At 56.6% G+C, this 21,236-nt stretch carries 22 protein-coding genes; 11 read left to right on the top strand and 11 right to left on the bottom strand.

Going from position 1 to position 21,236, the window contains the following annotated elements:
• Positions 1 to 201 precede the first annotated feature (201 nt).
• Entirely contained in the window at positions 202 to 558 is a 357-nt protein-coding gene (locus C5Y96_RS05050) for a hypothetical protein (protein ID WP_105350518.1), read from the top strand.
• Between the two features lie 622 nt (positions 559 to 1,180).
• On the opposite strand, the gene C5Y96_RS05055 is transcribed toward C5Y96_RS05050, so the two are convergent.
• The gene (locus tag C5Y96_RS05055) at positions 1,181 to 1,912 is read right to left on the bottom strand and encodes a hypothetical protein (protein WP_105350521.1); all 732 of its coding nucleotides are present in this window, start codon (positions 1,910 to 1,912) and stop codon (positions 1,181 to 1,183) included.
• On the bottom strand, positions 1,909 to 2,715 hold the full coding sequence (locus tag C5Y96_RS05060; RefSeq protein ID WP_105350523.1) for a hypothetical protein: 807 nt from the start codon (positions 2,713 to 2,715) through the stop codon (positions 1,909 to 1,911). Before C5Y96_RS05060 ends, C5Y96_RS05055 begins: the two co-directional genes overlap by 4 nt.
• 134 nt (positions 2,716 to 2,849) lie before the next feature.
• Between C5Y96_RS05060 and C5Y96_RS05065 the strand changes: the two genes are divergently transcribed.
• Positions 2,850 to 3,974 carry a hypothetical protein gene (locus tag C5Y96_RS05065; protein ID WP_146115518.1) on the top strand — a complete coding sequence of 375 codons (1,125 nt, stop codon included), beginning with the start codon at positions 2,850 to 2,852 and terminating at the stop codon, positions 3,972 to 3,974.
• A gap of 13 nt (positions 3,975 to 3,987) precedes the next feature.
• Here the strand turns inward: C5Y96_RS05065 and C5Y96_RS27970 are convergent, their stop codons facing one another.
• Positions 3,988 to 4,110 carry a hypothetical protein gene (locus C5Y96_RS27970; RefSeq protein ID WP_261341380.1) on the bottom strand — a complete coding sequence of 41 codons (123 nt, stop codon included), beginning with the start codon at positions 4,108 to 4,110 and terminating at the stop codon, positions 3,988 to 3,990.
• A 9-nt stretch (positions 4,111 to 4,119) separates the two neighbouring features.
• Complete coding sequence (locus tag C5Y96_RS05070) at positions 4,120 to 4,929, bottom strand: hypothetical protein (RefSeq protein ID WP_105350527.1); 810 nt, start codon at positions 4,927 to 4,929, stop codon at positions 4,120 to 4,122.
• Positions 4,930 to 5,215: 286 nt separating this feature from the next.
• Here C5Y96_RS05070 and C5Y96_RS05075 point away from each other — a divergent pair, with 286 nt between their 5' ends.
• The 3 genes from C5Y96_RS05075 (at position 5,216) to C5Y96_RS05090 (ending at position 8,064) form a co-directional block, all read left to right on the top strand.
• Positions 5,216 to 6,430: an argininosuccinate synthase gene (locus C5Y96_RS05075; protein WP_105350529.1), complete on the top strand. Its 1,215-nt coding sequence runs from the start codon at positions 5,216 to 5,218 to the stop codon at positions 6,428 to 6,430.
• A gap of 352 nt (positions 6,431 to 6,782) precedes the next feature.
• Positions 6,783 to 7,256 (top strand): hypothetical protein, encoded by a 474-nt coding sequence (locus C5Y96_RS05085; protein ID WP_105350534.1) that lies wholly within the window; start codon positions 6,783 to 6,785, stop codon positions 7,254 to 7,256.
• A gap of 127 nt (positions 7,257 to 7,383) precedes the next feature.
• Positions 7,384 to 8,064: a hypothetical protein gene (locus C5Y96_RS05090; protein WP_105350537.1), complete on the top strand. Its 681-nt coding sequence runs from the start codon at positions 7,384 to 7,386 to the stop codon at positions 8,062 to 8,064.
• A gap of 548 nt (positions 8,065 to 8,612) precedes the next feature.
• Here the strand turns inward: C5Y96_RS05090 and C5Y96_RS05095 are convergent.
• Together C5Y96_RS05095 and C5Y96_RS05100 are read right to left on the bottom strand one after the other, a co-directional pair.
• Positions 8,613 to 9,176 (bottom strand): hypothetical protein, encoded by a 564-nt coding sequence (locus tag C5Y96_RS05095; RefSeq protein WP_105350539.1) that lies wholly within the window; start codon positions 9,174 to 9,176, stop codon positions 8,613 to 8,615.
• 30 nt (positions 9,177 to 9,206) lie between these two features.
• Entirely contained in the window at positions 9,207 to 11,513 is a 2,307-nt protein-coding gene (locus tag C5Y96_RS05100) for a sulfatase-like hydrolase/transferase (protein WP_146115519.1), read from the bottom strand.
• A 244-nt stretch (positions 11,514 to 11,757) separates the two neighbouring features.
• On the opposite strand from C5Y96_RS05100, the gene C5Y96_RS05105 reads away from it, so the two are divergent.
• The 3 genes from C5Y96_RS05105 to C5Y96_RS05115 all read left to right on the top strand — a co-directional run bounded on the left by C5Y96_RS05105 (position 11,758) and on the right by C5Y96_RS05115 (position 13,799).
• Positions 11,758 to 12,138: a YkvA family protein gene (locus C5Y96_RS05105; RefSeq protein WP_105350545.1), complete on the top strand. Its 381-nt coding sequence runs from the start codon at positions 11,758 to 11,760 to the stop codon at positions 12,136 to 12,138.
• Between the two features lie 85 nt (positions 12,139 to 12,223).
• Positions 12,224 to 13,045, top strand: a complete 822-nt coding sequence (locus tag C5Y96_RS05110) for an amidohydrolase family protein (RefSeq protein ID WP_105350548.1) — start codon at positions 12,224 to 12,226, stop codon at positions 13,043 to 13,045.
• A 31-nt stretch (positions 13,046 to 13,076) separates the two neighbouring features.
• Positions 13,077 to 13,799 (top strand): hypothetical protein, encoded by a 723-nt coding sequence (locus tag C5Y96_RS05115; RefSeq protein WP_105350550.1) that lies wholly within the window; start codon positions 13,077 to 13,079, stop codon positions 13,797 to 13,799.
• A 256-nt stretch (positions 13,800 to 14,055) separates the two neighbouring features.
• Here the strand turns inward: C5Y96_RS05115 and C5Y96_RS05120 are convergent, their stop codons facing one another.
• Positions 14,056 to 14,805, bottom strand: coding sequence for a phytanoyl-CoA dioxygenase family protein (locus C5Y96_RS05120; RefSeq protein ID WP_105350552.1), 750 nt, complete (start codon positions 14,803 to 14,805; stop codon positions 14,056 to 14,058).
• Between the two features lie 105 nt (positions 14,806 to 14,910).
• Between C5Y96_RS05120 and C5Y96_RS05125 the strand changes: the two genes are divergently transcribed.
• On the top strand, positions 14,911 to 15,411 hold the full coding sequence (locus C5Y96_RS05125; protein ID WP_105350554.1) for an RDD family protein: 501 nt from the start codon (positions 14,911 to 14,913) through the stop codon (positions 15,409 to 15,411).
• Positions 15,412 to 15,517: 106 nt separating this feature from the next.
• Here C5Y96_RS05125 and C5Y96_RS05130 read toward each other — a convergent pair whose 3' ends face one another.
• Both C5Y96_RS05130 and C5Y96_RS05135 read right to left on the bottom strand, forming a co-directional pair.
• Entirely contained in the window at positions 15,518 to 15,865 is a 348-nt protein-coding gene (locus C5Y96_RS05130; protein WP_105350556.1) for a low molecular weight protein tyrosine phosphatase family protein, read from the bottom strand.
• A 23-nt stretch (positions 15,866 to 15,888) separates the two neighbouring features.
• Positions 15,889 to 16,851 carry a YHYH protein gene (locus C5Y96_RS05135; protein WP_105350558.1) on the bottom strand — a complete coding sequence of 321 codons (963 nt, stop codon included), beginning with the start codon at positions 16,849 to 16,851 and terminating at the stop codon, positions 15,889 to 15,891.
• 183 nt (positions 16,852 to 17,034) lie between these two features.
• Here C5Y96_RS05135 and C5Y96_RS05140 point away from each other — a divergent pair, with 183 nt between their 5' ends.
• Entirely contained in the window at positions 17,035 to 17,931 is an 897-nt protein-coding gene (locus C5Y96_RS05140; protein WP_105350560.1) for an alpha/beta hydrolase, read from the top strand.
• A 35-nt stretch (positions 17,932 to 17,966) separates the two neighbouring features.
• The gene (locus tag C5Y96_RS05145; protein ID WP_105350562.1) at positions 17,967 to 19,430 is read left to right on the top strand and encodes a hypothetical protein; all 1,464 of its coding nucleotides are present in this window, start codon (positions 17,967 to 17,969) and stop codon (positions 19,428 to 19,430) included.
• On the opposite strand, the gene C5Y96_RS05150 is transcribed toward C5Y96_RS05145, so the two are convergent.
• Together C5Y96_RS05150 and C5Y96_RS05155 are read right to left on the bottom strand one after the other, a co-directional pair.
• Entirely contained in the window at positions 19,427 to 20,248 is an 822-nt protein-coding gene (locus C5Y96_RS05150) for an alpha/beta hydrolase (RefSeq protein WP_199188630.1), read from the bottom strand. The two genes, C5Y96_RS05145 and C5Y96_RS05150, sit on opposite strands and share 4 nt — an antisense overlap.
• 71 nt (positions 20,249 to 20,319) lie before the next feature.
• Entirely contained in the window at positions 20,320 to 21,186 is an 867-nt protein-coding gene (locus C5Y96_RS05155) for a neutral zinc metallopeptidase (protein ID WP_105350564.1), read from the bottom strand.
• Positions 21,187 to 21,236: the final 50 nt, after the last annotated feature.

A 21,236-nucleotide genomic window follows, 5' to 3' on the forward strand; every position in this document is an offset into this window, starting at 1 on the left:
ATAATGTGAGCGTAAGGAAACATAATGCGGCAATCTCCCCTCACCGGGGCTACGTAGTTTGCTTAGTGGGTTTTTCACATGTTTTACCTATTTTTTGGCTGAGGGTCGTTTGACTGCGACAGGAAGATGACCGATCTTCTGTGTAACGCAAAAGACTGGCATATTCACAGAATCCCGGGACAGGGGAAGATGTAATGTTAGATGAAGAGCATATCCACCCTACAGGCCATCAAGTGTCTGTCCGATAAGCTTGGGCTCCATGGCTTTCCAGAAGCGAGCGCTATCCCTGCCAAGCTCGCGGTATTGAGATTGCGATTTGCAATCCACAAGAAGTACGCCTTTTCTGAGCAATCTCTGGAGATCGATTCCAGTTCGAACGAGTTCGCTGAACTCGTAACGGCTAAGATTGAATCGTTCCTTACTCTCGGCCGCGAACTCGATCCGGTCGAAATGATCAACGCCAACAACGCGATCCAATTTATCGCCCAGCTGTTGATGGAAGAAATTCCGATTCACCAGCGAGACGTTACTCCTCCCACCTTATCGAATTGCATCTAATGGATGTCGATTCTCGCCACACCCACCCCTTTTCAACTGATCAGCAGTCACGTTGCTGTTTTGATTCTCACGAATAACATGCTCGTGAAGTGTTGTTCAAACCGTGTTTGCTTCGGGGCAGTTCATTTAATTGAAATGAAGAAGCTCCCCAGGCACTTGTGTGCCAGGGGAACGATCCGAACATGGGATTCAGCGCTCTCATCACGATCAAGCATCCCGCGAGATCTCTGTCGAGAAATCGCGAGATTGCCCACGATGCGTTAGGCCGCTTCGAGGTGGTACGTATCTGTCCCACGACTTCCTCGGGGCAGGCCGGAGGTTGGCCGCAGCAATGCGGCCAGCCTTTTTTTCTGAACCTCACGTTCGATACTTCAGGCCAAGTAACTTTCCCGCCAACGTCGACCATGTTTCTGCAAAAACGCGAGCCGGAGTCTCGCGCGAAATCTTGCCGTCAACGGTTTTATTAATAGCAAGTTTCGGCGTTTTCCTGGGGATCTTTTTCGAATTAGGCTTCGCAATAGTCCTTCATTGCGGCAATCCACCGGGGCTCGTTGCTCTAGAGACTTCTTTCTTGCGCCTAAATTACCCAGGCAACTGCGGTAATTACTGTCGTGGCGAAATCTCAAACACCCAATTGGCTTTGGAGAACATAGGTATAGGCATTATGCAATGTCGGTGTGATCACTATCAGAGCCAAACCCAGATAGTGATAGGTATCGCGAACCACTTCCTGGCGAATGTCCTTGCGGATTGCCATGATCATGACGAGAACGATCACAAAGTTCGCCACATAAATCACCCAGTTGACGCCTAAAAGAGCGTACCAGAGTGCGGCATATTGCGTAGTGATCAAAACCGCATCATCGACCGACATGGTTTGTAAACTCAGCGACAAGTGCTGTGCGCCGTAGTCGGCCAGATACACAAGAATGCACAACCAGGTATGCAGCTTCCAGTTCTCCGATTCACGGCTGTTGAGTACGAAAATTGCGAGCAAGATCGAGATAACGATCCATGGCAGGTATTCCGAGACATACTCGCTGAACATTCCCAGGTAGGTGATCAGCCGCCAGTGTCCCGGCATCAAGTCAAAAAGTCTCTGGTAATACAACGCATGAATTAGAAGTGTCAATCCAAGACTGTAGATAAGGCCATAGCAAAGATCGGCAGGAAGCCAGCCCAGTCGAGCTGCCAGTGAGTATTCGGGATCGAAGTAGAACGAGAACGAAGTGGCGAAGTTAACCACGTTGCCAATCACCAGGCACACAACAAGCAGCGCCAGCGATGGCTGCGCACCGTTTGAAGGAGGTTCGGTCTCTGGAAGGACCGGCGATTGAAACGGATTAGAATTCACGAAAATGCCCCCGCCATAGCGGCCAGAATCAGCACAAGGACGCAGGGACCATAGATGCCCAGCCAGTGGTAGCCATCACGTGTTCTGACGCGTGCCCTGTCAAAAACATATTCGATGATGAACAACAAGAGCAGAACAACGATCAGCCCAGGCCCGCCAAGAGTACGAGCCATATGGCCAAGCCAGGCGATTCGGTTGACGAAGTGATTATTTTCGAGAAACGGAATCAGCGGTAACTGAATCAGCGTCATCAACGAAACGATGAGGCACAGCCATGCGAAGATCTTCCAGCGAAGTGGCTCGGTCGTCGTCCAGGCCACCGGCAGGAAGAAGAGGGCCATCATGCTGCAATCGACCAACAACGTGACCCAGTACCACGATGACGAACGGATACTGCCCAGCGAACCTGTTTCGATCTGTTGCCAGATTTCCCCGGTCAACTGCGAAGTGAACGTAGCAAGCACGATCATCATGACCCAGTGCCCCGGCATTAGCTTCGAGAACTTCCCCTGCCGCAGGGCATCGACGACGATCCCGGCACCCATGCCACCTATCGCCAGGTTGGCCGCCTGGTAGAGATTTCCAAACACGTAAAGTGGTATGCTCGACAAGTTCGTATCGAGCACTGCCATTAGAATCACTTTGGTCAGAACCGCAACGCCCGCCCCGATCCACGGGTACTGCCAGCGGACGACCATCGGCGGTTCGATCTCCGTTGTCACCACGTCAGCAGTTTCCGCCTGGGGTGCAGCATACGGATTGCCTGGGGCAGGGGGCGTTTCGCTGTTCGGTTCGGGCATCATGTCATCAGGCAAGTGGGAATCAGAAAGCGAACACTCTAACAGAAACTTTTCCCCAAATCGAAATCTTTCTTCCCCTGATCTTCGTCACCCTGGTAGGCTGGACCCATCTCATCTCCTCGCGCCGTAGGTGATTTATGCGACTCACTGCTTTCTTAGTCGTTCTGCTGACACTTCTCTGTCCTGCTTGTACCTGCGCTTGTTTATGGGATAGCGATACGCTCGAGCAGGAACGTTACCGCTTTCCCGATACCCACGAATTGATCGTGGGTGATTTCGTGCGGCATAGCGATGCCTACTATCGCTGGCGAATCGAAAACCGCCTGGCCAAGCCGGTCGATGAACGCACTCCGATGGACTACGACGACATCGCCGTCGCCTACGACAAGCTCGGCCAGCAGGACAAAGCCATTGAAACGATCTACGAAAAGATCCGCCGCTTCTCCAGCGAGTCGGTCTACGAGTCGGAGGCGAACCTGGGGACCTTCCTCATTCATGCCGGCCATCTGGAAGAAGGGCTCGTCCACATCGACAAGGCAATCGAGATCAATTCCGACGCCCACTTTGGCCGCGAGATCTACCAGAAGCTGTTGGTCGAGTACCTCTTGCAGCAGCGTGCCGCCGGCAACCAAGGGCTTCCTCTGGCTACCGACGACAAGCAGAACTTCGCCACGTTTCTTGCGGAACATCTCGACTGGTCTGTCACGAGTCGGCCGGAGGAAACCCAAAAGGCAATCACGGGCATCCTGGGGATGATGCGGTTTGGTCATTACGATTCGCCCATTCTGCTGGAAGCCCTCGGCGATCTGCTGATGACCCAAGGTCGCGATGCCAACATGCTCGCTGCCCAGGCCTACCTTCGCGCCACGATCCTTGCCAGCGATCAGGAAGGGGCCGCGGCCGCTTACTACGCCAAAGCCGAAAAGGCGATGGAGCTTCAGCATAACACCACGCTGCAGAAGCTACAGAAAGATCTATCGGTGGCCGTGAAGCAGGCCGATAAGAAGTTCGCCCAGATCGAGGCCGACGAAATCGCCTGGTCCGCCGCCGACGAAGACCTCGATCAAAAGTTCGCCAGCAAGTACTACGAACAGCCCCTGCTGCGAACGGCAACGCTGGGCATCGTTGGCTTCTCGCAGTGGCTCGCGAACTATGCCTGGATGTTCGGCATCATCGCGGTGATCCTGGTCTGCATCTGGGGCCTGTATCGCTGGCTGAAAGCCGACCTGGCCGAAGCGGCGGTGAACCCACCTAAAGCCTGACACGCGTCAGGCTTTAAAACGCGCCTCCCCGCGGCATCAATCGCACGGCGAAGTTGATCAGCGGAATCGCGACGACTTGAGACAGGCCAATCCCCAAGCCGATCCATAGCAACCTCGCATCGCGCGCCACACGCATCGATTCTTCTTACATACTGTTGTAGATCATCAGCCGTTCGACGAATCGATCGATGAACCCGGCCAGGAACGGCACGATACTCACCAGGTAAACGCCCAGGTAATGGTTTATGTCGCGAGGGATCTTTCGCTGCCAATCCAAAATCACTCCCACAACCAGGACAACCAGCAGGGCAAAGTGCAACAGCAGCGTCGCAATCCCCAGGCCGGCTATGGTTTCGTGGACGTATGCCTGATCCGCTGCTGTCGCCATCAGGCGGGTAACGATTCTCGAAATCATGAACGCCGAAGCCAGGACACTCAAAACCGCGTAAGTCCTCCACCTAGGCCCCTCGCTGGTTGTCCATAAAACGGCCGCGTAGAAAACCATGGTCAGCACGCCTAAGGTGATTGCTTGGATGGAAATGGCCGTGCTTAAATCCCACGACCCGCCAGCCACCGAGTTGATGATCCCCACGCCTGTTTCCAGCGACAGTGTCAACCCGAAGACGATCAACCGCCAGTGCCCCGGCATCATTTGGGCAAATCGCTGGCGAAAGATCACATGCACCAGCATGGCGATTCCCAGCCCCATCAGCGCGGCCATGGCCAGTTCAGGCAGCCCGTAGCTGAGTAGCTTCACCATGAAAAACGGATCGGACGCAATCGATTTCCAAATCAAAAACCCCTTCACCACCATCGAACAGACGATGCACGTCCACAAAAGCATGGCCGACGGCTGCAGCGGGTTAGGACCGGTATCGACGTAAGTCTCGCCGACCACAGTGCTTTCCCATGGGTTGATCTCGGTCTGCGGACTCTCAGGCTGGTTCTGGTTCATTCGTCGTCATATCGGCACGAGGAGCGGGGGCTAGGCTGGCCCAAAAATACCAGATAGGGGGCACTCTTCAAGGTGAAAACTCGTCAAAACGGCCCCTTGTCACCACGGCCCCCCTAGCTGAAAATAAACCTCTTGTTCCGGGGCTTTCTCTACTTGGTTAGGGGAAAGCGTATGCCTGGTTCGCCCCCTCACCGTAACTCTCTCCCTGCTGGGGCGAGGGGACAAGAATTGAGGTTGGGGCGTTCTTTACTTCACTTCATGGTCCATTCGCTTGCGAGCATCAAAAATGCCTAGCTGTGTTCTTGCTTACTCTGGGGGTCTCGATACGTCGGTCATTTTGGGATGGCTGCAAGACGAAGGTTACGATGTGCATGCCGTGTACGTCGATTTGGGGCAGCCCTGCGAGGACCGTCAGGCCATTCTGCAGAAAGCCAAGGACTGCGGCGCTGTATCGTCTCGCATCGTCGACGGCCGTGAAGAAATGTGCCGCGACTTCGCTTTCCCCGTTCTGCAGTGGCAAGCCAAGTACGAATCGATCTACCTGCTGGGTACCTCGATCGCTCGCCCGCTGATCTCGAAGCTCTGCCTGCAAGTCGCCAAGGAAGTCGGTGCCGACGCCTACGCGCACGGTGCGACCGGCAAAGGCAACGACCAGTGCCGCTTCCAGCTGGCCGCCGAAGCCCTTGACCCAACCGTGCAGGTCATCGCTCCTTGGCGTATCAAGAAGTTCCGCGACGCCTTCCCAGGCCGCACCGAACTGATCGCCTACTGCAACGAAAAGAACATCCCGGTCAAAGCTTCGACCGCCAAGCCCTACAGCAGCGACGAGAACTGCCTGCACATCAGCTACGAAGCTGGCGAGCTGGAAGACCTGAACGTCAACGGTGTCGAGCTGGTCGACTTCGGCATGACTGTCAGCCCTCAAGAAGCACCGGACAAGCCCGAGACCGTCACCATCAAGGTCGAGAAGGGGGTCCCCACCCACGTCAACGGCGAGAAGTGCACCGCGCTGGAAGTGGTCACCAAGCTGAACGAAATCGGCGGCCGTAACGGCATCGGCCGGATCGACATGGTCGAGAACCGCTTCGTCGGCATGAAGAGCCGCGGCGTGTACGAAGCCCCAGGCATGACCATCCTGTACGATGCCTTGCTGAACGTCGAGCAGCTGACCTTGGACCGCGACCTGATCCACCTGCGTGACCAGCTGAAGCCGATCGTCGCCGAAGACGTTTACAACGGCTTCTGGTACAACGCCAAGATGGACGCGATGCTGGCCTTCATCCACAACGCCATGCAGAAGTGCACCGGCGAAGTAACGCTGCAGCTCTACAAAGGCAACGTTATCGTCGCCAGCCGCTCCAGCGAATTCAGCCTCTACGACGAAGGCATCGCCACCATGGAAGGTGGCGGCAGCTACAACCAAGACGACGCCGAAGGTTTCCTGCGTATCCAAGGCCTGCCCAGCCGAGTCCAAGGCCGCGTCACGCCACGAGCATATTAATCGCCTGACGACCAGAAACGGTGTACATTACAAAAGCTACCGAGCAGTTTGCTCGGTAGCTTTTTTTGTGATGCGGGATCTGAGATGAGGATCGAACCAGTAGAACTATTCGGGTACGTTGCCCACTTGGCGATTTGGATATCCTTAACGCTATGGATGAAATCGCAAGGGGTCCCAATCTTCATTGCGATTCCCGCCGCATTCTTCTTTGGATTCATACTTCTATTCGCGTTGATGATTCCGATTGGCCTACTTATCAATTGGCTCCTCGACCGAAAATGGTAACTCGCGAAGCGGGGACAGGGATTTGACCCGCGACACGGAACATTACTTGTCATCAATTGGAACCGCGATGTCGCAACTTTTCGACTACTACGCATGTACGCAGGCTCAAATACAAGAACTGGCCGAGGCGATCAGCACCATGGATGAGGAACGCCAGGAAAACATCGAAGCGGCGATGCCTGCCATCGTGAAACTTAAGAATCTTAACCAAGATGACTTCTCCTTTCTGGCTGCCTGTGCCAGCGGAGATGATTTCGACCTGGTCGAAGAAGTGGGCGCATCCGAGCTATTCATGGCCATAGACGAAGCAGAGGGTCCGTTCATCCTGACCTATACAAGTTCGGCCACCCAAGCCATTGCCGAGCTAACGGTAACCGATGCCTTGCTCGAACGATGGATTCAGGCAAGTACAGAATTCAGCGGTACCGATTCGCAGTACGCTCGTGACCTGTTAACCAAATCATCCGCCGAGCGACTGCAAGGACTCTGTAAGACGGCCATCGAGAAAGAACTCGAAGTGTTTGTTTGTGTCTTCATCTAGGCAGTGCCACACGCTCCGGAAAAACTTTTTCAGAAAAATACTGGACATGTGTTCACGTGTTCATCTATAACTAAATCTCACGCAGGGACGCTTCCCTGAAACGCACACCATCACGAGTATTCCCCCAATGTCTTCACCCAGCGCACAACCGAATCCCGACGGAACGTTCTCGCCAGAGAACCTTCCGCAGGCCTTCGTGCGCGCGGGGAAGGTTTATTTGTGTTCGTCGTGCGGAACACTCGTCGAAATCCCGGCCGACGTCGTCGGGAAGCTGGGCTGGGCGGAACAGCAGTTGCCCAAGCAACCCTCTGCCGAAGATGGTGCCACCGGCGAAGCGTCCTCCCAAGGATGCGTCCGCGTGATGCCTGACTTCAGCTTCCCCGTACGAACCCCAGCGCCGCCTGCGGCGACCCAACAACGGCCCAAACGACCGCCGCAACCCCAACGTCCCCAGAAGCCGACACTTCCCACATGGGCCGGCAAAGCAGTCGACGGAATCCCCGTCCCCACCGGCAAACATCTCGACCAGGCCTTCAAGTGGATCACGTATCACCTGAAGGTGATCGACCGCCAAGAGAGCGAACTCAAACGGCTGAAGAAGCTACTGAAAACCGAACGACGCAAAACCGAATCAACCATCCGGGTGCCATGCCCACGTCCGCGTGGGCGTGCGAGTGGAGCCACCACAGCAGACCCGCGCAAACCATCCGTTCAACCCATCGAAGAGTACGCCCAAGCGGACTTGGGCGTGGCCCCCGGGGTGTTGTCGGGAATATCATCCGAAGCCAGCGAGCGCGGACCACCCTGACTCGTCAGATCCAAAGGAGCGACCGTTCATAGCCAGGGGTGGAAACCCCTGGAAAGTGATCGAATTAAAGACATCTTAAGCCCTGAATGGGCGGCCGAAATGCTGCGCGCACTCGGCCGCCCCCTTGGGGCTTAGGACTCATGGTTTGTGACACGGGTACCAGGGGCTTCCGCCCCTGGCTATTAACGGTCGCCCCGTTGGGGCTGGCAGAAGATTGCGTTCGTGAGCGTTACGCGTTCGTGAATGTTACGCGTTCGTGAATGTTACGCGTTCGTGAATGTTACGTTCTCACGAACGCGATGCTCTCGTTTCGCACCGAATGCGGTCTCTATTTTGATTGGTATGCGTGAAGGCGCTGCTTGGTGCGATTCGCTGCGCTACTCACACCCTACGGCACATCAGTAAAAAGCTTCCGGGTGCCACCCTCAAGTCTTCTTGGGTGTGTGTTTGCCATGTGCATTCATCTCGCGCAGAAACCCCTCAACCTAACCCTCTTGTGCGCAGGGGCGAGGGGACAGGATGTGTGCGCGCTCGCTTCCGCAGCGGCATCAATGCCGAAAGGAAACGAGCCCTCGCTGCTTGTCCAGGCACTCCTTCAGCGTCTCGGCGTAGGCCTGCATGTCTTCGGCGATCTCTTCAGCGTTGGGTTCACGACCGATGACCCCTCCGCTGAGTTTACGCAGCATGAAGCCCACAAGCGTCCACTTCGCTTTGGGCCTGGTCTTGGTCGCCAGGTCGTATTCCTGTTGCAACTGGTCCGGCGCGAGGTAGCCGATTTCGGGGAAGTCGTCGGTCGTGTAAGGAATGTCGATCGGCGGGCCGTTGGCAATCAATTTTGATTGGTAAGGATGATCGCGAATGGCAGCCACGTCGTCACCGATCATCTCGCCGATGTGCTCGCACAAGGCTTTCAGCGCGTACCCATACAGGTACTCGTCCCCTTCTTTGTGCTCGCAGCGGCCTTGGATAATCCGCTTCAGCGCACTTTTTTCCGCTCCGTCCAACGAGTCGCACTCCGCCGCAATGCGGTCGTACAACTCCCGATCCTGCGATCCGGCAATCCGCCGCAGCTGATCCAGATCGACCGCGTAAAACATGTGGCAATAGCTCATGAGCCGTACTCCTGAAAGAAGCCGCGTCGATCACTCCTTTGCCGCCGCCGGTGGAAAGATTTGATAACCCTTCGTCGCCAGTTGAATACGGAACAGGCCGAAGCTTGTTTTGCCTTGCGCGTCTGGCTCGGTCTGGGCGGTGATGTACAACGCACCTGGCTCGCTCGGTCCGCCGAAGATGCAGTTCGTCGGCAGGTCAGGCACGCGGATCTTGGCCAACTGCTCGCCGGTTGGGCTGAAGATATAGACGCCAGCGTCGATGCCACTACCGGCGGTGGCGTAGATGTTCCCCACGGTATCCATCGCCATGCCGTCGATGCCGCGGCGTCCCATGCCGAAGTCGAACAGCCTGGTCGACTGGCCGAAGGTGCCATCCTTTTCAATCACAAACTTCAGCAGCGAGCGGGCCCCGCCAAACTCGTTGTTGTTATCGGCCACGTACGCCGTGCTGCCATCCTGCGAGATCAAGATGCCGTTGGGACGCTCGACCTTGTCGCTGGCAACGATCGCTTTGCCATCGCGGACGAGATAAACGCCTTCAAAGTAGATCTCCTTCGGCGAGTTCCCGCCGTAACGCGGATCGGTGAAGTAGACGGTGCTATTAGGGGCGATCGCCACGTCGTTGGGGCTGTGGAAATGCTTCCCTTGCCAGTTGTCGACCACCGTGGTGACTTCCCCATCGAGCGAACGAATCGAAACGCGACGCGGGCCTCCGCCGGCTCCTTCGCACGAAAGCAGGCGTCCCTGGGCATCGTGCATCATGCCGTTGGAGTTATTCGAATCGGCTCGGAAGATGGTCGTCTTTCCGGTCTTCGGATCGTATCGCAGTGTCTTGCTTTCCCGCACGTCGCTAAACAGAATCGCTCCGTCCGCCGCCACGGTCGGACCTTCGGTGAATGTTCCTCCTTGGTAAACCACTTCCAGTTTGCTACCGGCCGGGACGAACTCGGTTTGCCTGGTCGCCGTGAAGTGCAGCGGATCACGCGGGGCTGGCTCGGGGTTGCTCATCTGAGCGAGCACGGTTCCCAGCTCTTGGCGAGCAGCCGTAGCAGCGGCTGGTTCGTGTGCCGGATCAAGCGGGCTACGTTCCAGCGGATCGGCTGGGACGTCGAACAGCTTGCCGTCGTCGTACAACTTATAGCGTTTGTCGCGGGCAAATCGCACGTGGGCGAATTGATCCTTGTCCCAGCCAGGTCGTGGATCGTAGTGACAGAAAACCCATGGCCGAGCATCCGCTGCCTGACCGATCAGTTGCGAATAGAAGCTGATGCCGTCGATGCCGCCAGGGGTAAGCTGCTTCCGCTGGGCAGCATCCAACAGGGTCGGCAGGAAGTCGGTCGAGTCGACCAGGCTGTCGCTTTTGCCTGGGGCAATATGACCTGGCCACCGCACAATCAGCGGAACGTGCGTGCCGGCATCGGTCGTCAGTCCTTTGCCGCCGACGACGGGTCCGTTTTCGGTTTGCGAAGTGATCTTCGTGTTCGTACCGTTATCGCTGTAGAAGAGAATGAGCGTGTTATCCTTCAGGCCCAACGCATCGACATTGGCGACGATCTGCCCGACGCACTTGTCGACGTAGGCCACCATATCGGGAAAGTAGCGGGTATCCTCTTCCAGGCGGCGACTGGGGTCGCTCCACTCCTTACTATCAGGCGTTGGCACCATCGGCCAGTGGGGCAAAGCCATCGGGTAGTAGACGAAGAAAGGTTTGTCCTTCTGGCTGGCCTCGCGAACAAAGTCGTTAATGAAGTGGACCCACAGGTCGGGGCCGTACTTGCCGTCGATCGCTTCGTGCAGGGTGCCGTTGATGTTGAGCGTGGGGTTGGCGTAGCGCGAACCCTTCAGTTCGGTGTGGCCGCTGTGATACATGTTGTACGTATCGAAGCCAGCGTCTTCGACCTTCATGCCTGTATCGCGTCGCATCTGGGCACCGGGGTAGTCTGGCGGGTCGTAGCTTTGCAGTTGCCACTTGCCGGCCATGCACGTTTGATAACCGGCCTGCTGCATGAAGTGGCCGATCGTGCGTTCGCGTGGATCGAGAATGCCGAAGTACTTCCAGTTGCGGTTGTTGTACTTGCCGGTCATCAGTTGCACGCGGGTATTGGTGCACAGCGGCTGGGCATAGGCATGCGTGAACAGCTGGCCTTCACCGGCCAGGCGATCGAGATTGGGGGTGGCATAACTGGTGCCGCCGTAACAGCCAAGCCCTTCGACGCCCAGGTCGTCGGCCATGATCAGAATGATGTTGGGACGTTCGTCGGCCAGAACCGTGGTGGCAGCCAGCAGAACAATACCAAGGATAAGTCGCGAGAAGTGCATGGCGGATGCCTGAAACAAGGAGTGGTTCGGGGCAGGGGAGTAGGGTTCACGTATGATAATTTACCTCTGCGGCTCGATCTACGGATGTCGGAAGTGGGGCTGCTCGCGGCGGGAAATTTGAGGAAATTTTGTCCAAGATTCAATCATCGTCGGCGAATTACCTGTTAGGAAACCGTCTGCGCGGGGCTTTTCCGCTGGGCAATTGCCTGGACATTTGCCTGATCGTGGATACGATTCCTTGGAAATTGGAGGTATCCCCTGAATGAGTAAAACCGAAGCCTACGATCGCCTGCACGAGTACGCTCAGAAGGCGTCGCCGGAAGATGTGCAGAAGATTCGCGAGAACCTGATCGACATGAATCGTGGTCCCATCAAAAAAATCTGGCACGACGTTTTGACCCTCTGGAAGATGATCACCGATCCCAACGCCAGTTGGACATCGAAAGCGATCGCAATGGGAGCGGTGCTTTATTTGATCTCGCCGCTGGATGGTATTCCGGATCTATTACCGCTGGTCGGTCTGACCGACGACGCGGCCGTGATTCTGGCAGCCGTCGCCACGTTGGCGTTTGAACTGAAGAAGTATCGCGACGCGAAAATGTCGAACACGGTCGACGGCAAGACAGCTCCAGCGGCGTCGTAATCGGTAGCGAGATCGTCGGAACAAGATTTGCTCTCCTTCGTGGCAAGCTTTACGCTACAAGAACCACCACGCAGGAGAGAAGCCGATGATCATCGATTGCCATACGCATCTGAATAACTATCACGAAGAGCGAGTTCGCTCGATCACCGAGTGCCTGGATCATCTGCAGAAGGACATGTCGGACAATCGTGTCGACTATGCGTTGGTGCTCAGTTCGTACAAGATCACGCCTCACCGGCCGGCCACGCGCGACGTCGTACAGGCCACGCGTGATCTCGACAACATCGCCGTCGTCGCCGGCATCAGCTATTTGCATTACAAGGAACGCGACCTGCGCGAAATGGCCGACTTCCTGGCCGATGGTTTGGTAAAAGGGTTGAAGCTGTACCCCGGGTACGAACCCTTCTACCCGCACGATAAACGTTTGCAGGTCATCTACGACCTGGCGATCGAGTTCGACGTGCCGGTGATGATCCATAGCGGTGATACGTACAGCCCGACCGGCAAAGTGCGGTTCTCGCATCCGCTGCATATCGATGACGTCGCGGTCGACTTTCCTGATTTGAAGATCGTCATTTGCCACGTCGGCAATCCATGGATTCGCGACTGCATGGAAGTCGTTTACAAAAACGAAAACGCCCACGCCGATATCAGCGGGCTGGTGCTCGGGGACTTCGAAGACCGCTTCGAACAGTTCATGCTGCAAGAGATTCGCGAGATGATCCTCTACGCTGGCGAACCAAAGTACCTGCTGTACGGCACCGACTGGCCCATCTGCGGGATGAAGAGCTACCTGAAATTCATCCGCGGTCTGGGCCTGCCGGAGAAGAGTTTAGAATTGATCATGTGGCAAAACGCGGCCCGGCTCTTCAAGCTCGAGGTGAAGGATGGTAAGGTCGTGAATTAATCGACGACCACCTCTCCTGTAAAAGAAGATCATGGAAGCTCACCAGCACGCAGCCGAGGCACCACCACAGAAGAAGTCTCGACTGCGATTTTCGTTAGGGACGATGTTCGTTGGCTTGATTGTTCTGGCCTTGGTAGCCTCGAATCTTTTTACGTCGTGGCACCTGTATCATGCTCAGCAGACCACCCGCGTGCAGCAGATGGAAATCGCGATGCTGCGGAGAGAGTTGCGTTTTCTCGATACATCTGATCAAGAGAACGTCCACATCATAGCGTTGGAGACCCACCAAGAATTAACGTGGAAGTGGCGGATCTTTATACCCCAGGGAAAGACGCAGGCACTGAAGTCGGTCGTCGGGGAACTTCCTCAGGGCGATTTTCCGGAAACCTCCCGGTTGATGTGGCTCCACCCCGGCGAACGAGAGCTCACTTGCTATGTGTCACGCAGTGCTAATGGCGAGTGGATGCAGACGATTCGCACCGAAGTCGATGGAATGGTCAGTGATTCAAGATCGAAGATCCCCGACGAGCAAATGGCCTGGGTTACGCAGCAAGGAGCCACGCACACCTCAGGCGTTTTACCCGTTACCAAACATCAGCAGACCATCAGCGGAACCGATAAATTCGGACTCATCTGGTATCGCAGGTACGTCGGCACGAAGCCCAATCAAAGAGTCGACACCACGCAACCCAGCGAAGGGATTGTCTTCTGGTTAGAGCCGTTCGAAGAAGCTTCGCCCCGCAAGGCCGAATAGTCATCCGAAGCACCAAGGGGGCGACATGAAATAGCCAGGGGCGTGAGCCCCTGGTAGCGAATTGAAATGAAGCCAAGCCCCAACGGGGCGGCATAGCAAAACGCAACACATCCGCTATGTCGCCCTTTCAGGGCTAACGACTGATTGAAGACATCGTTCCAGGGGCTCACGCCCCTGGCTATTCCATGTCGCCTCTTCGAGGCTAAGACATACCGAGCTTCAACCGCTTAGATCAGTCCAACAATCCGCACGCATCCTAATCGAGTTCAAGTCGTATAAAATCATGCCACCGCACTCCATCGGGCAGCATGGGGGACGGGGCGAATTCGAGGTGGACGATTCGGCGATGGGCGGTGACTCCTTCTTTCGACATGCTACTGGCGTGCGAAAGGAGCGGACGCATGGCGAGGACGTCGCCGGCCTGGGCGCTCAGGACGATCGGCGGTTCTTCCTTCGCCGTGTCTAACAGGTGCGAGCCGGGGATGACCGACAAGGGGCCGTTCTCAGCGGTCATCGCGTCGAGGTGAATCCGCAGGGTCAGCATGTTGGCCAGTAACTGATCGGAAGCTTCCAGGTGGGCGATGCCAGCTTTCTGCGTGGGGTTGTGGAACTGCTCGCTTCGCAGCTGATTGTCCTTCACGGCGATCGTGCGGTCGCGATGCCATGGCAAGGACCAGCTACGTTCCGGCGGCTTGTCGAAGAACAGCCCTCGCACCAGGCCGACATTCGGTCCCAGCGTTTCGCGCAGCACGCTGGCGAGCTGCGGCACGCGGGGCAGATCGATCAACCAACGAGCCGCGGCCAGCAAATTGCGCGAACCATAAATACGTCCGCGGCTCCTTAAAACGGCCGGTCCGGGGTGGGCTTCCAGGGCCGAGATCAGCCGCGTGCCGAGCTCTTGCATTTCGCCAGCGGCGAAGATGCCTGGCACCATCGCGTAGCCCTCTTTTTCGAGCGATTGGTGAAAGTTTGTCATGGTTTGGGGCGAAGTTTGAGAATCATTCATGTGATCGACTGTAAATAATTGACACCTGGGGATCGATCCGATATTTTTTGAGCACTTACCCCCCTTATAAGAGCCCCATATTCCATCTTCTCGAAGGTCGTTGAAATGAGTCAACTTCAAGACAATCCATTTTCGTCTCCCATGGTCGAAGCACCGGCTCTGCCGAAGATGAACGAAGGGGCACCTGTTCCGGCTCGCAAGGGATTGCGGTTCGCCAATTTCTTCATCGACAACGTTATCCTCAACATTGTCACCTTTGGAATTGGAATGGTGATGGGGGTGATGCTGATTTCATCCGGCTACGAAGTCGACTCGCAAGGAAATTTCGAGGGGGTGCCGTTATGGGTCAACCTCGTGATTAACTTCGTACACATTCCGATCACGCTCGCCTACTACATTATTATGGAAGCGGCCTTGGGACGCACGGTCGGCAAGCTGATCACTGGAACGAAAGTGGTTAACGCCGAAGGGGGCGATGCTTCGTTCGGTCAGGTTGTGGGACGCTCGTTTGCCCGCTACATCCCGTTCGAGGTCTTCTCGTTCCTCGGCCAAACAGGCCGCGGCTGGCACGATTCGCTCAGCAAGACCTACGTGGTGAAGACCTAGTTCGATTGCGTTCGCGATTGAATTTCAAGAAACGAGCGAGGCCCGGAATTTTTTTTCTGGGCCTCGCCTTTTTGAGTTCGACAAGAGGACGCTGGCTCGCTAAAAACTACTGGGCTGAGCACTCGTTCAAGAAGGGTTCAACTCGTTCCTGGATCAGCTCGATCAGCCGGGGGTCCATGAATTGGTACTTGTCGGGGATCTCCAGCACATGCACCGGACGCTTGCCGAGGGCACTTCGGTAGAGCGAACGCAGCTTGGCCAGTTGTTCGTATTCCATGACGAAGACCACGTCTGCCCAGTGCAAATCGTTTGGCGAGATCCGCCGCGCGGCCTTGGGGCTAAGGCCGCGCGAGCGAACCGCGAGTCGCGGGTCATTGCAATAGACCCGCTCTGCCGTTGGACTTCGCCAAAGGTTCTTCGAGCAAACAAATAAGACGTTGGTGGGGGACGACACGAACGGTTCCTTCTACGGGTTACTTAACGCCGCGGTGGCGGACCCAAGCCCGGTCGACCACCTGGGGGGCCAAAGCCTGGCCCGCGACGAAAGTCATCAGACGGGGTCCCGCGATAGTTGCGGGGAATCACCGGCCAATGATTGGTCAGGTAATAGGCATACGTTCCTTGGGGATACTCAGGAGTCACGCCGTAGCGTCCGTTGCACTCGTCGAGGTTGCCATGCCCGGGGACATATTCATAGTCTTGAATGAAAGTGCCGTCGTAACGCCCGCCGGGTTGGTTATCGGTACTGGGGCGACGTCCCTGCTTCAAGCGATACGAGCTTTCGAGCTGGACAATTTCGCTTTGCGGATTGTTCGGGTCCTGGTAGCCATACAGCGCATAAATCGGAAAACCATCGGCCGCCCAGCCGACGATCGGCGAGTGCTTCCCCGGTTGCACGTGCAAGCTCTTCAGCAGATCGCTCGGCAGGCCGTGGTAGTGATAGGCACCGGTCGGCTGCACGTGAGCATGGTTCGCATCGATTCCCAGGGGCACCGCACCTGATAACGCTTCGTACTGCCAGCCGCCGCGCGGGTCGCCGTTGTACCATTCGGCAGCCCCGGGATCGAAGGGAACTCCGTTGACGCCGATGCCGAAGTCTTGCATCCGCAGCGGTGTAATCCGACTGGCAGGCTTCGGCTCGGCAGGCACACGAAAGACATACTTTTGCTGCGAAATTCCGTTGGGATTGCCGTGGTTGGGGAACGCGCCGGTGCGGTGATCGGGAATGCCGTTCGAGCGAATGATTCGCTGATCGCCGACCACTTCAATCGAGACCTGGTTCTCGCCTGGGGGCTGGCTGTCGGCCGGTATCAGCCGCAGCGCCTGGGCTTGATTCACCAGGTGCCGCCGCATCCGCGGGGCCAGCTGCGCGAGCATCGGCCCGGCCCCAAGTACGGTTGCAAGGAACATGATGATTACCAGGTGATATTTGCGCGTCATAGGTAAATCTCCCGTAGATTGACTTCTACTGGTTTAGCAGTATATCGGTTATGAAACCGGGACGCGAGAGATTTGTTCCGCCGCATTGGGTAGAAATTGGCAGAAAGTCTCTTTAAGATCGGCAGCAGACTTTTCCCATCCCTCGCCCCCGTGCATTTCGATTTGCCGTTTCAGGAACCTGCCATGATTTGTGCCTGCCGTACGTTCGCGGCTTGTGTTGCCGCTTGTTTGCTGCTGACGACTTCCCTGCTACAGGCCGAGCAGGAAAAGAAGAGCATCAAGAATATCGAGTTCGCCAAGGTCGACGGCCATAGCTTGAAGCTCGACCTGTATTTGCCGAAGCAGAAGGACGCACCACTGGTGGTGTACATCCATGGAGGCGGCTGGCATGCTGGCAGTAAAGATGGTTGCCCGATCACGTGGCTGAACGATCATGGCATCGCGGTGGCCAGTATCTCGTATCGCTTGACCGACAAGGCCACCTTCCCCGCCCAGATTCAAGATTGCAAAGGGGCCGTGCGTTGGCTGCGGGCACATGCGAAGGAGTATGGTTACTCGGCCGACAAGATCGGCGTCGCTGGCTCAAGTGCCGGTGGTCATTTGGCCGCGCTGATGGGAACCTCGGGCGATGTGAAAGAACTGGAAGGGGACGTTGGTGGGAATCTCGAGTACTCGTCGCGCGTCGACGCGGTAGTCGATTACTACGGAGCGACCGACTTCATCCTCCGCTCGAAGACGCAGCCGCATCGCGCCAACGAGAAAGGCTCGGTCGTTTACAAACTGCTGGGTGGTGGTGCGAACGAGAAGGTCGACCTCGCCAAACAGGCCTCGGCCGCGTATCACGTGACGAAAGATGATCCTCCGTTTCTGGTCATCCACGGCGATAAAGACAAAACGGTTCTGCTCGATCAATCACAGCGGATTCAAGAAGTGTACGGCGAAGCGGGCCTCCCGCTGGAGCTGATCGTCATCCAGGGAGGGGGCCACGGCGGAGCGGAGTTCTACAAAGGGGAGCCTCGCCAGCGCGCGATCGAGTTCTTCCGGCAGCAATTGATCCATTCCGCGGAAGAGAAGAAGTAGTTGCTTGTCGTCGCATCGCACTTGGAAAGAACCCATTGGCAACTGTCATTGATCCGCCTTGCTTTACGCCCAATAAAGACTGGCTGAAGCTGAGTCAGGCATTCCAGGGAATGTTCTGGCCGATGTTTTTCATCGGCTTGGATCTTCACTTTCGCCTGAACTCGGTCAAGTTCAGCCTGTTGCCGGCGGCACTGGGTTGGTTTTGGATGTACAGGGCACTCGGGCCGGTGGCACCGCTTTCGCCGATGCTGCAATTGCTGCGAAGGTTGGCGTTGTGCCTGATCCTTTTGCAGTTGCCGTATGTCATTCAGTTCGTTGAAACGCCGATCCGTGGGGGCGTGCGGTTCAACCTGCCGGAACTTCTCTCGATGGATTACTGGACGTGGGGCTGGGGGCAGTGGGCATCGCTGACCACGTTGATGACCGCGTTATATCTGTGGTGCCTGGCAGGCGTGATCATCAAGCTGGCCGTGTCGAAAGACAACCGCTGGCTCGCTGGCAGAGCCCGGTTTCGGCGCATCCTGTATGTGGTTCCGGTCGTGTTGATCCCCTGGCTCACGGCGTTGATTCACATTTCGTGGACCTCGTTTGTGAGTGTGTTGATTATATTTGGGCTGGTCGTTGTGGTGGCGGTATTTCTGTACGCGGCGATGAACTCCCTCGCCGCCAGCTTTTGTCGCCAGCAGGCCTTCGCCGCCAACGGTTTGCCCCCTGACTTTTCCGGGAAGGAGAGCAGTGCTTTGGAAAACGCATTACGCACGGACGATCCGCAGAAGCCGTTTCGCTTTTCGCTGTGGACGATCATCCTGTTGATGACGGTCATTGGGATGGCTTCGTCCCAGATCCATTTGATTCGGGCGTCGCAGAAGTCAAGCCAATCGCTGGCAGCAGCTCAGGAAGAGGCTGCGTTTTATCGAGAGCAACTTGAGAAACTCCGCGTCTATGACCGGGAGCAAGTATTCGTAAAAATGATTCCCAATCGAGAACCTTTGTTATGGGATTGGCGAATCTATGTTCCCCCAGATGGGCTTTTCGAGGTAAGGGCCAAGTTCAATGATATTCCCCGTGAGGGAATTCCCGAAGGGGAACCAGATCTGGCCGTTCCAATTCCTGGCGGAACGTCGAGTGTCTCACTAAGGATCGATGAAGACGGCGGCCAACATGGATCCGCCAAACTCGACGTACTATGGGAAAATGCGCACGGTGGGCAGCGGGTTACGATTAATCGTGGTCAAACAACGACCGAAAAGATCAATACAAGATTGTATGCCGACGAACATATGCTGACGGCCGAACAAGAAAGGTTTTACGTCTCTCTCTCGTGGGGCACAACTTCTGACATCGATTGGGATGGTCGCGCTCCTGGCGGAGTCGACAAGCCAATCGTCTTTTTACGATTCATTAATCAAGACAAGTCACCCCCGCCGCAAGGGAACCAATCCTCTTCAGGTAAGGGAAACGTTGGCATGGTCCTGTGGATCGAGAAGGTGGGATCTTAGTCGTTCTTCGAGTGCTTGTTGATGAACTGGGTCATCAGCAGCACGCCGGGCTCGACCATGTTGCCGTGGGTGAAGCCTTGCAGTTCGTACAGCTGCACGTCGGGGTGCTTGGCTGCTTCCAGCATCTTGAAGAGCAGGGCGTTCTCTTCGTAGCGGAAAGGGAATTCCAGGTTGCGATCGCCGGTGGTCAAGAGCAGCGGCGGCGTATCCGCGCGAACGTGATACAGTGGTGCCAGGTCGTCGGCGACGCCTGTCTCGCGGCCGATGCCGCGTTCTTTGCGGATGGTGAAGTGCGTCAGCGTTTGACCGCTGTGCGGGATGGCACCGGCCAGGTCGCTGGGATCGATTCCGTGCGGCTTGAGCCAACGCTTATCGAGCACGAGCATGCTGGTCAGGTAGCCACCTGCCGAGTGGCCGCTGATGAAGATCTTGCTCGGGTCGCCGCCGTACTTCTCGATGTTGGCGAAGGTCCAGGCCACGGCCGCGGCGGCATCTTCCAAATAGACGGGAGCTTTCACCTGGGGGCTGTGGCGATAGTTAGCCGAGACGACCGCGTAGCCGTTATCGAGCAAGTACTTGGGGATCTTCTTGTCGCCAGCTTCCAGGCCGCCACCATGAAACCAGACGACGGTGGCAAACCCTTTTTTCGCTGGAGTGTGCACATCGAGTCGGCACTGTTTTTGGGCGTAATCGTCGAGCCCTGCTTCGGTGCGATAGGGAATATCGGTTTCCAACTTCGAGGCCGCATCTTGGGCATGCAGCAGTGTAGGCACCGCGAGAAGTAAAAGCGTGAGAAGCAAGTTCAGGCGAGTCATCATGATGTCGTTCGGTGGTAGGTGTCGAGCAAAACGGGGTGAATCTCTATGGTAACACAAGCAGGCCGTGCGTGCTAAAGCTGGTTGTAGGGGAGGCTGAAGGTATCTCCCTGATCCATGTCGCCGGTCTGAAGACCTTTGTAGAACCACTTGGCCCGCTGCTTGGACGTACCGTGGGTGAAGGACTCGGGCACGACGAACCCGCGTGATTGTTTTTGCAGGCGATCGTCGCCGATGGCGGTCGCCGCGTTCAAGGCTTCTTCGATGTCTCCTTCTTCCAGGATGTTCCAGTTTTGCTGGGCATGATGGGCCCAGACGCCGGCCAGGAAGTCAGCCTGAAGTTCCTGCCGCACGGAAAGCTCGTTGGCTTTTTCCTCGCTGACCCGCGTTCGCCGGCGATGGACTTCCTCGCTGATGCCCAACAGGTTCTGCACGTGGTGGCCCACTTCGTGGGCGATGACATAGGCCTGGGCGAAGTCGCCACCGGCACCGAGGCTGTCGTTCATCTCGTCGAAGAAGCTGAGGTCGATGTATACCTTCTGATCCAAGGGGCAGTAGAAGGGGCCGGTGGCGGCTTGCTGAAAGCCACACGCCGACTGAACGGTACCGCGAAACATGACCAGCGTGGGGTCTTCGTACCGCTTGCCAACCTCTTGAAACTGCTGGCTCCAGACATCCTCGGTGTCGGCCAGCACGACTGAGACGAACTCGGCTCGCTCGTCATCTTGGGGATTGACGGCCGCCGGAGCACCACCACCACCGCCCCCTGGCTGCGGAGCCGGCAGCCCACGCAAGATCGCCAGGGGATCGCCCCCGAGCAACCATACCAGCAGCATGATGAGCAGAATTCCTAAGATACTTCCGCCGCCGGCCATTGCCGGTCCTCGGGAAGATCGCCGATCCTCAACGTTCTCGCTGCCGCGTCGTCCTCGCCATCGCATGCTTCAATCTCCTGAGCATTTCTGCATCCCCAATATTCCCCGCTGGCAGT

This window comes from Blastopirellula marina, assembly GCF_002967715.1.
Lineage (GTDB): Bacteria > Planctomycetota > Planctomycetia > Pirellulales > Pirellulaceae > Bremerella > Bremerella marina_B.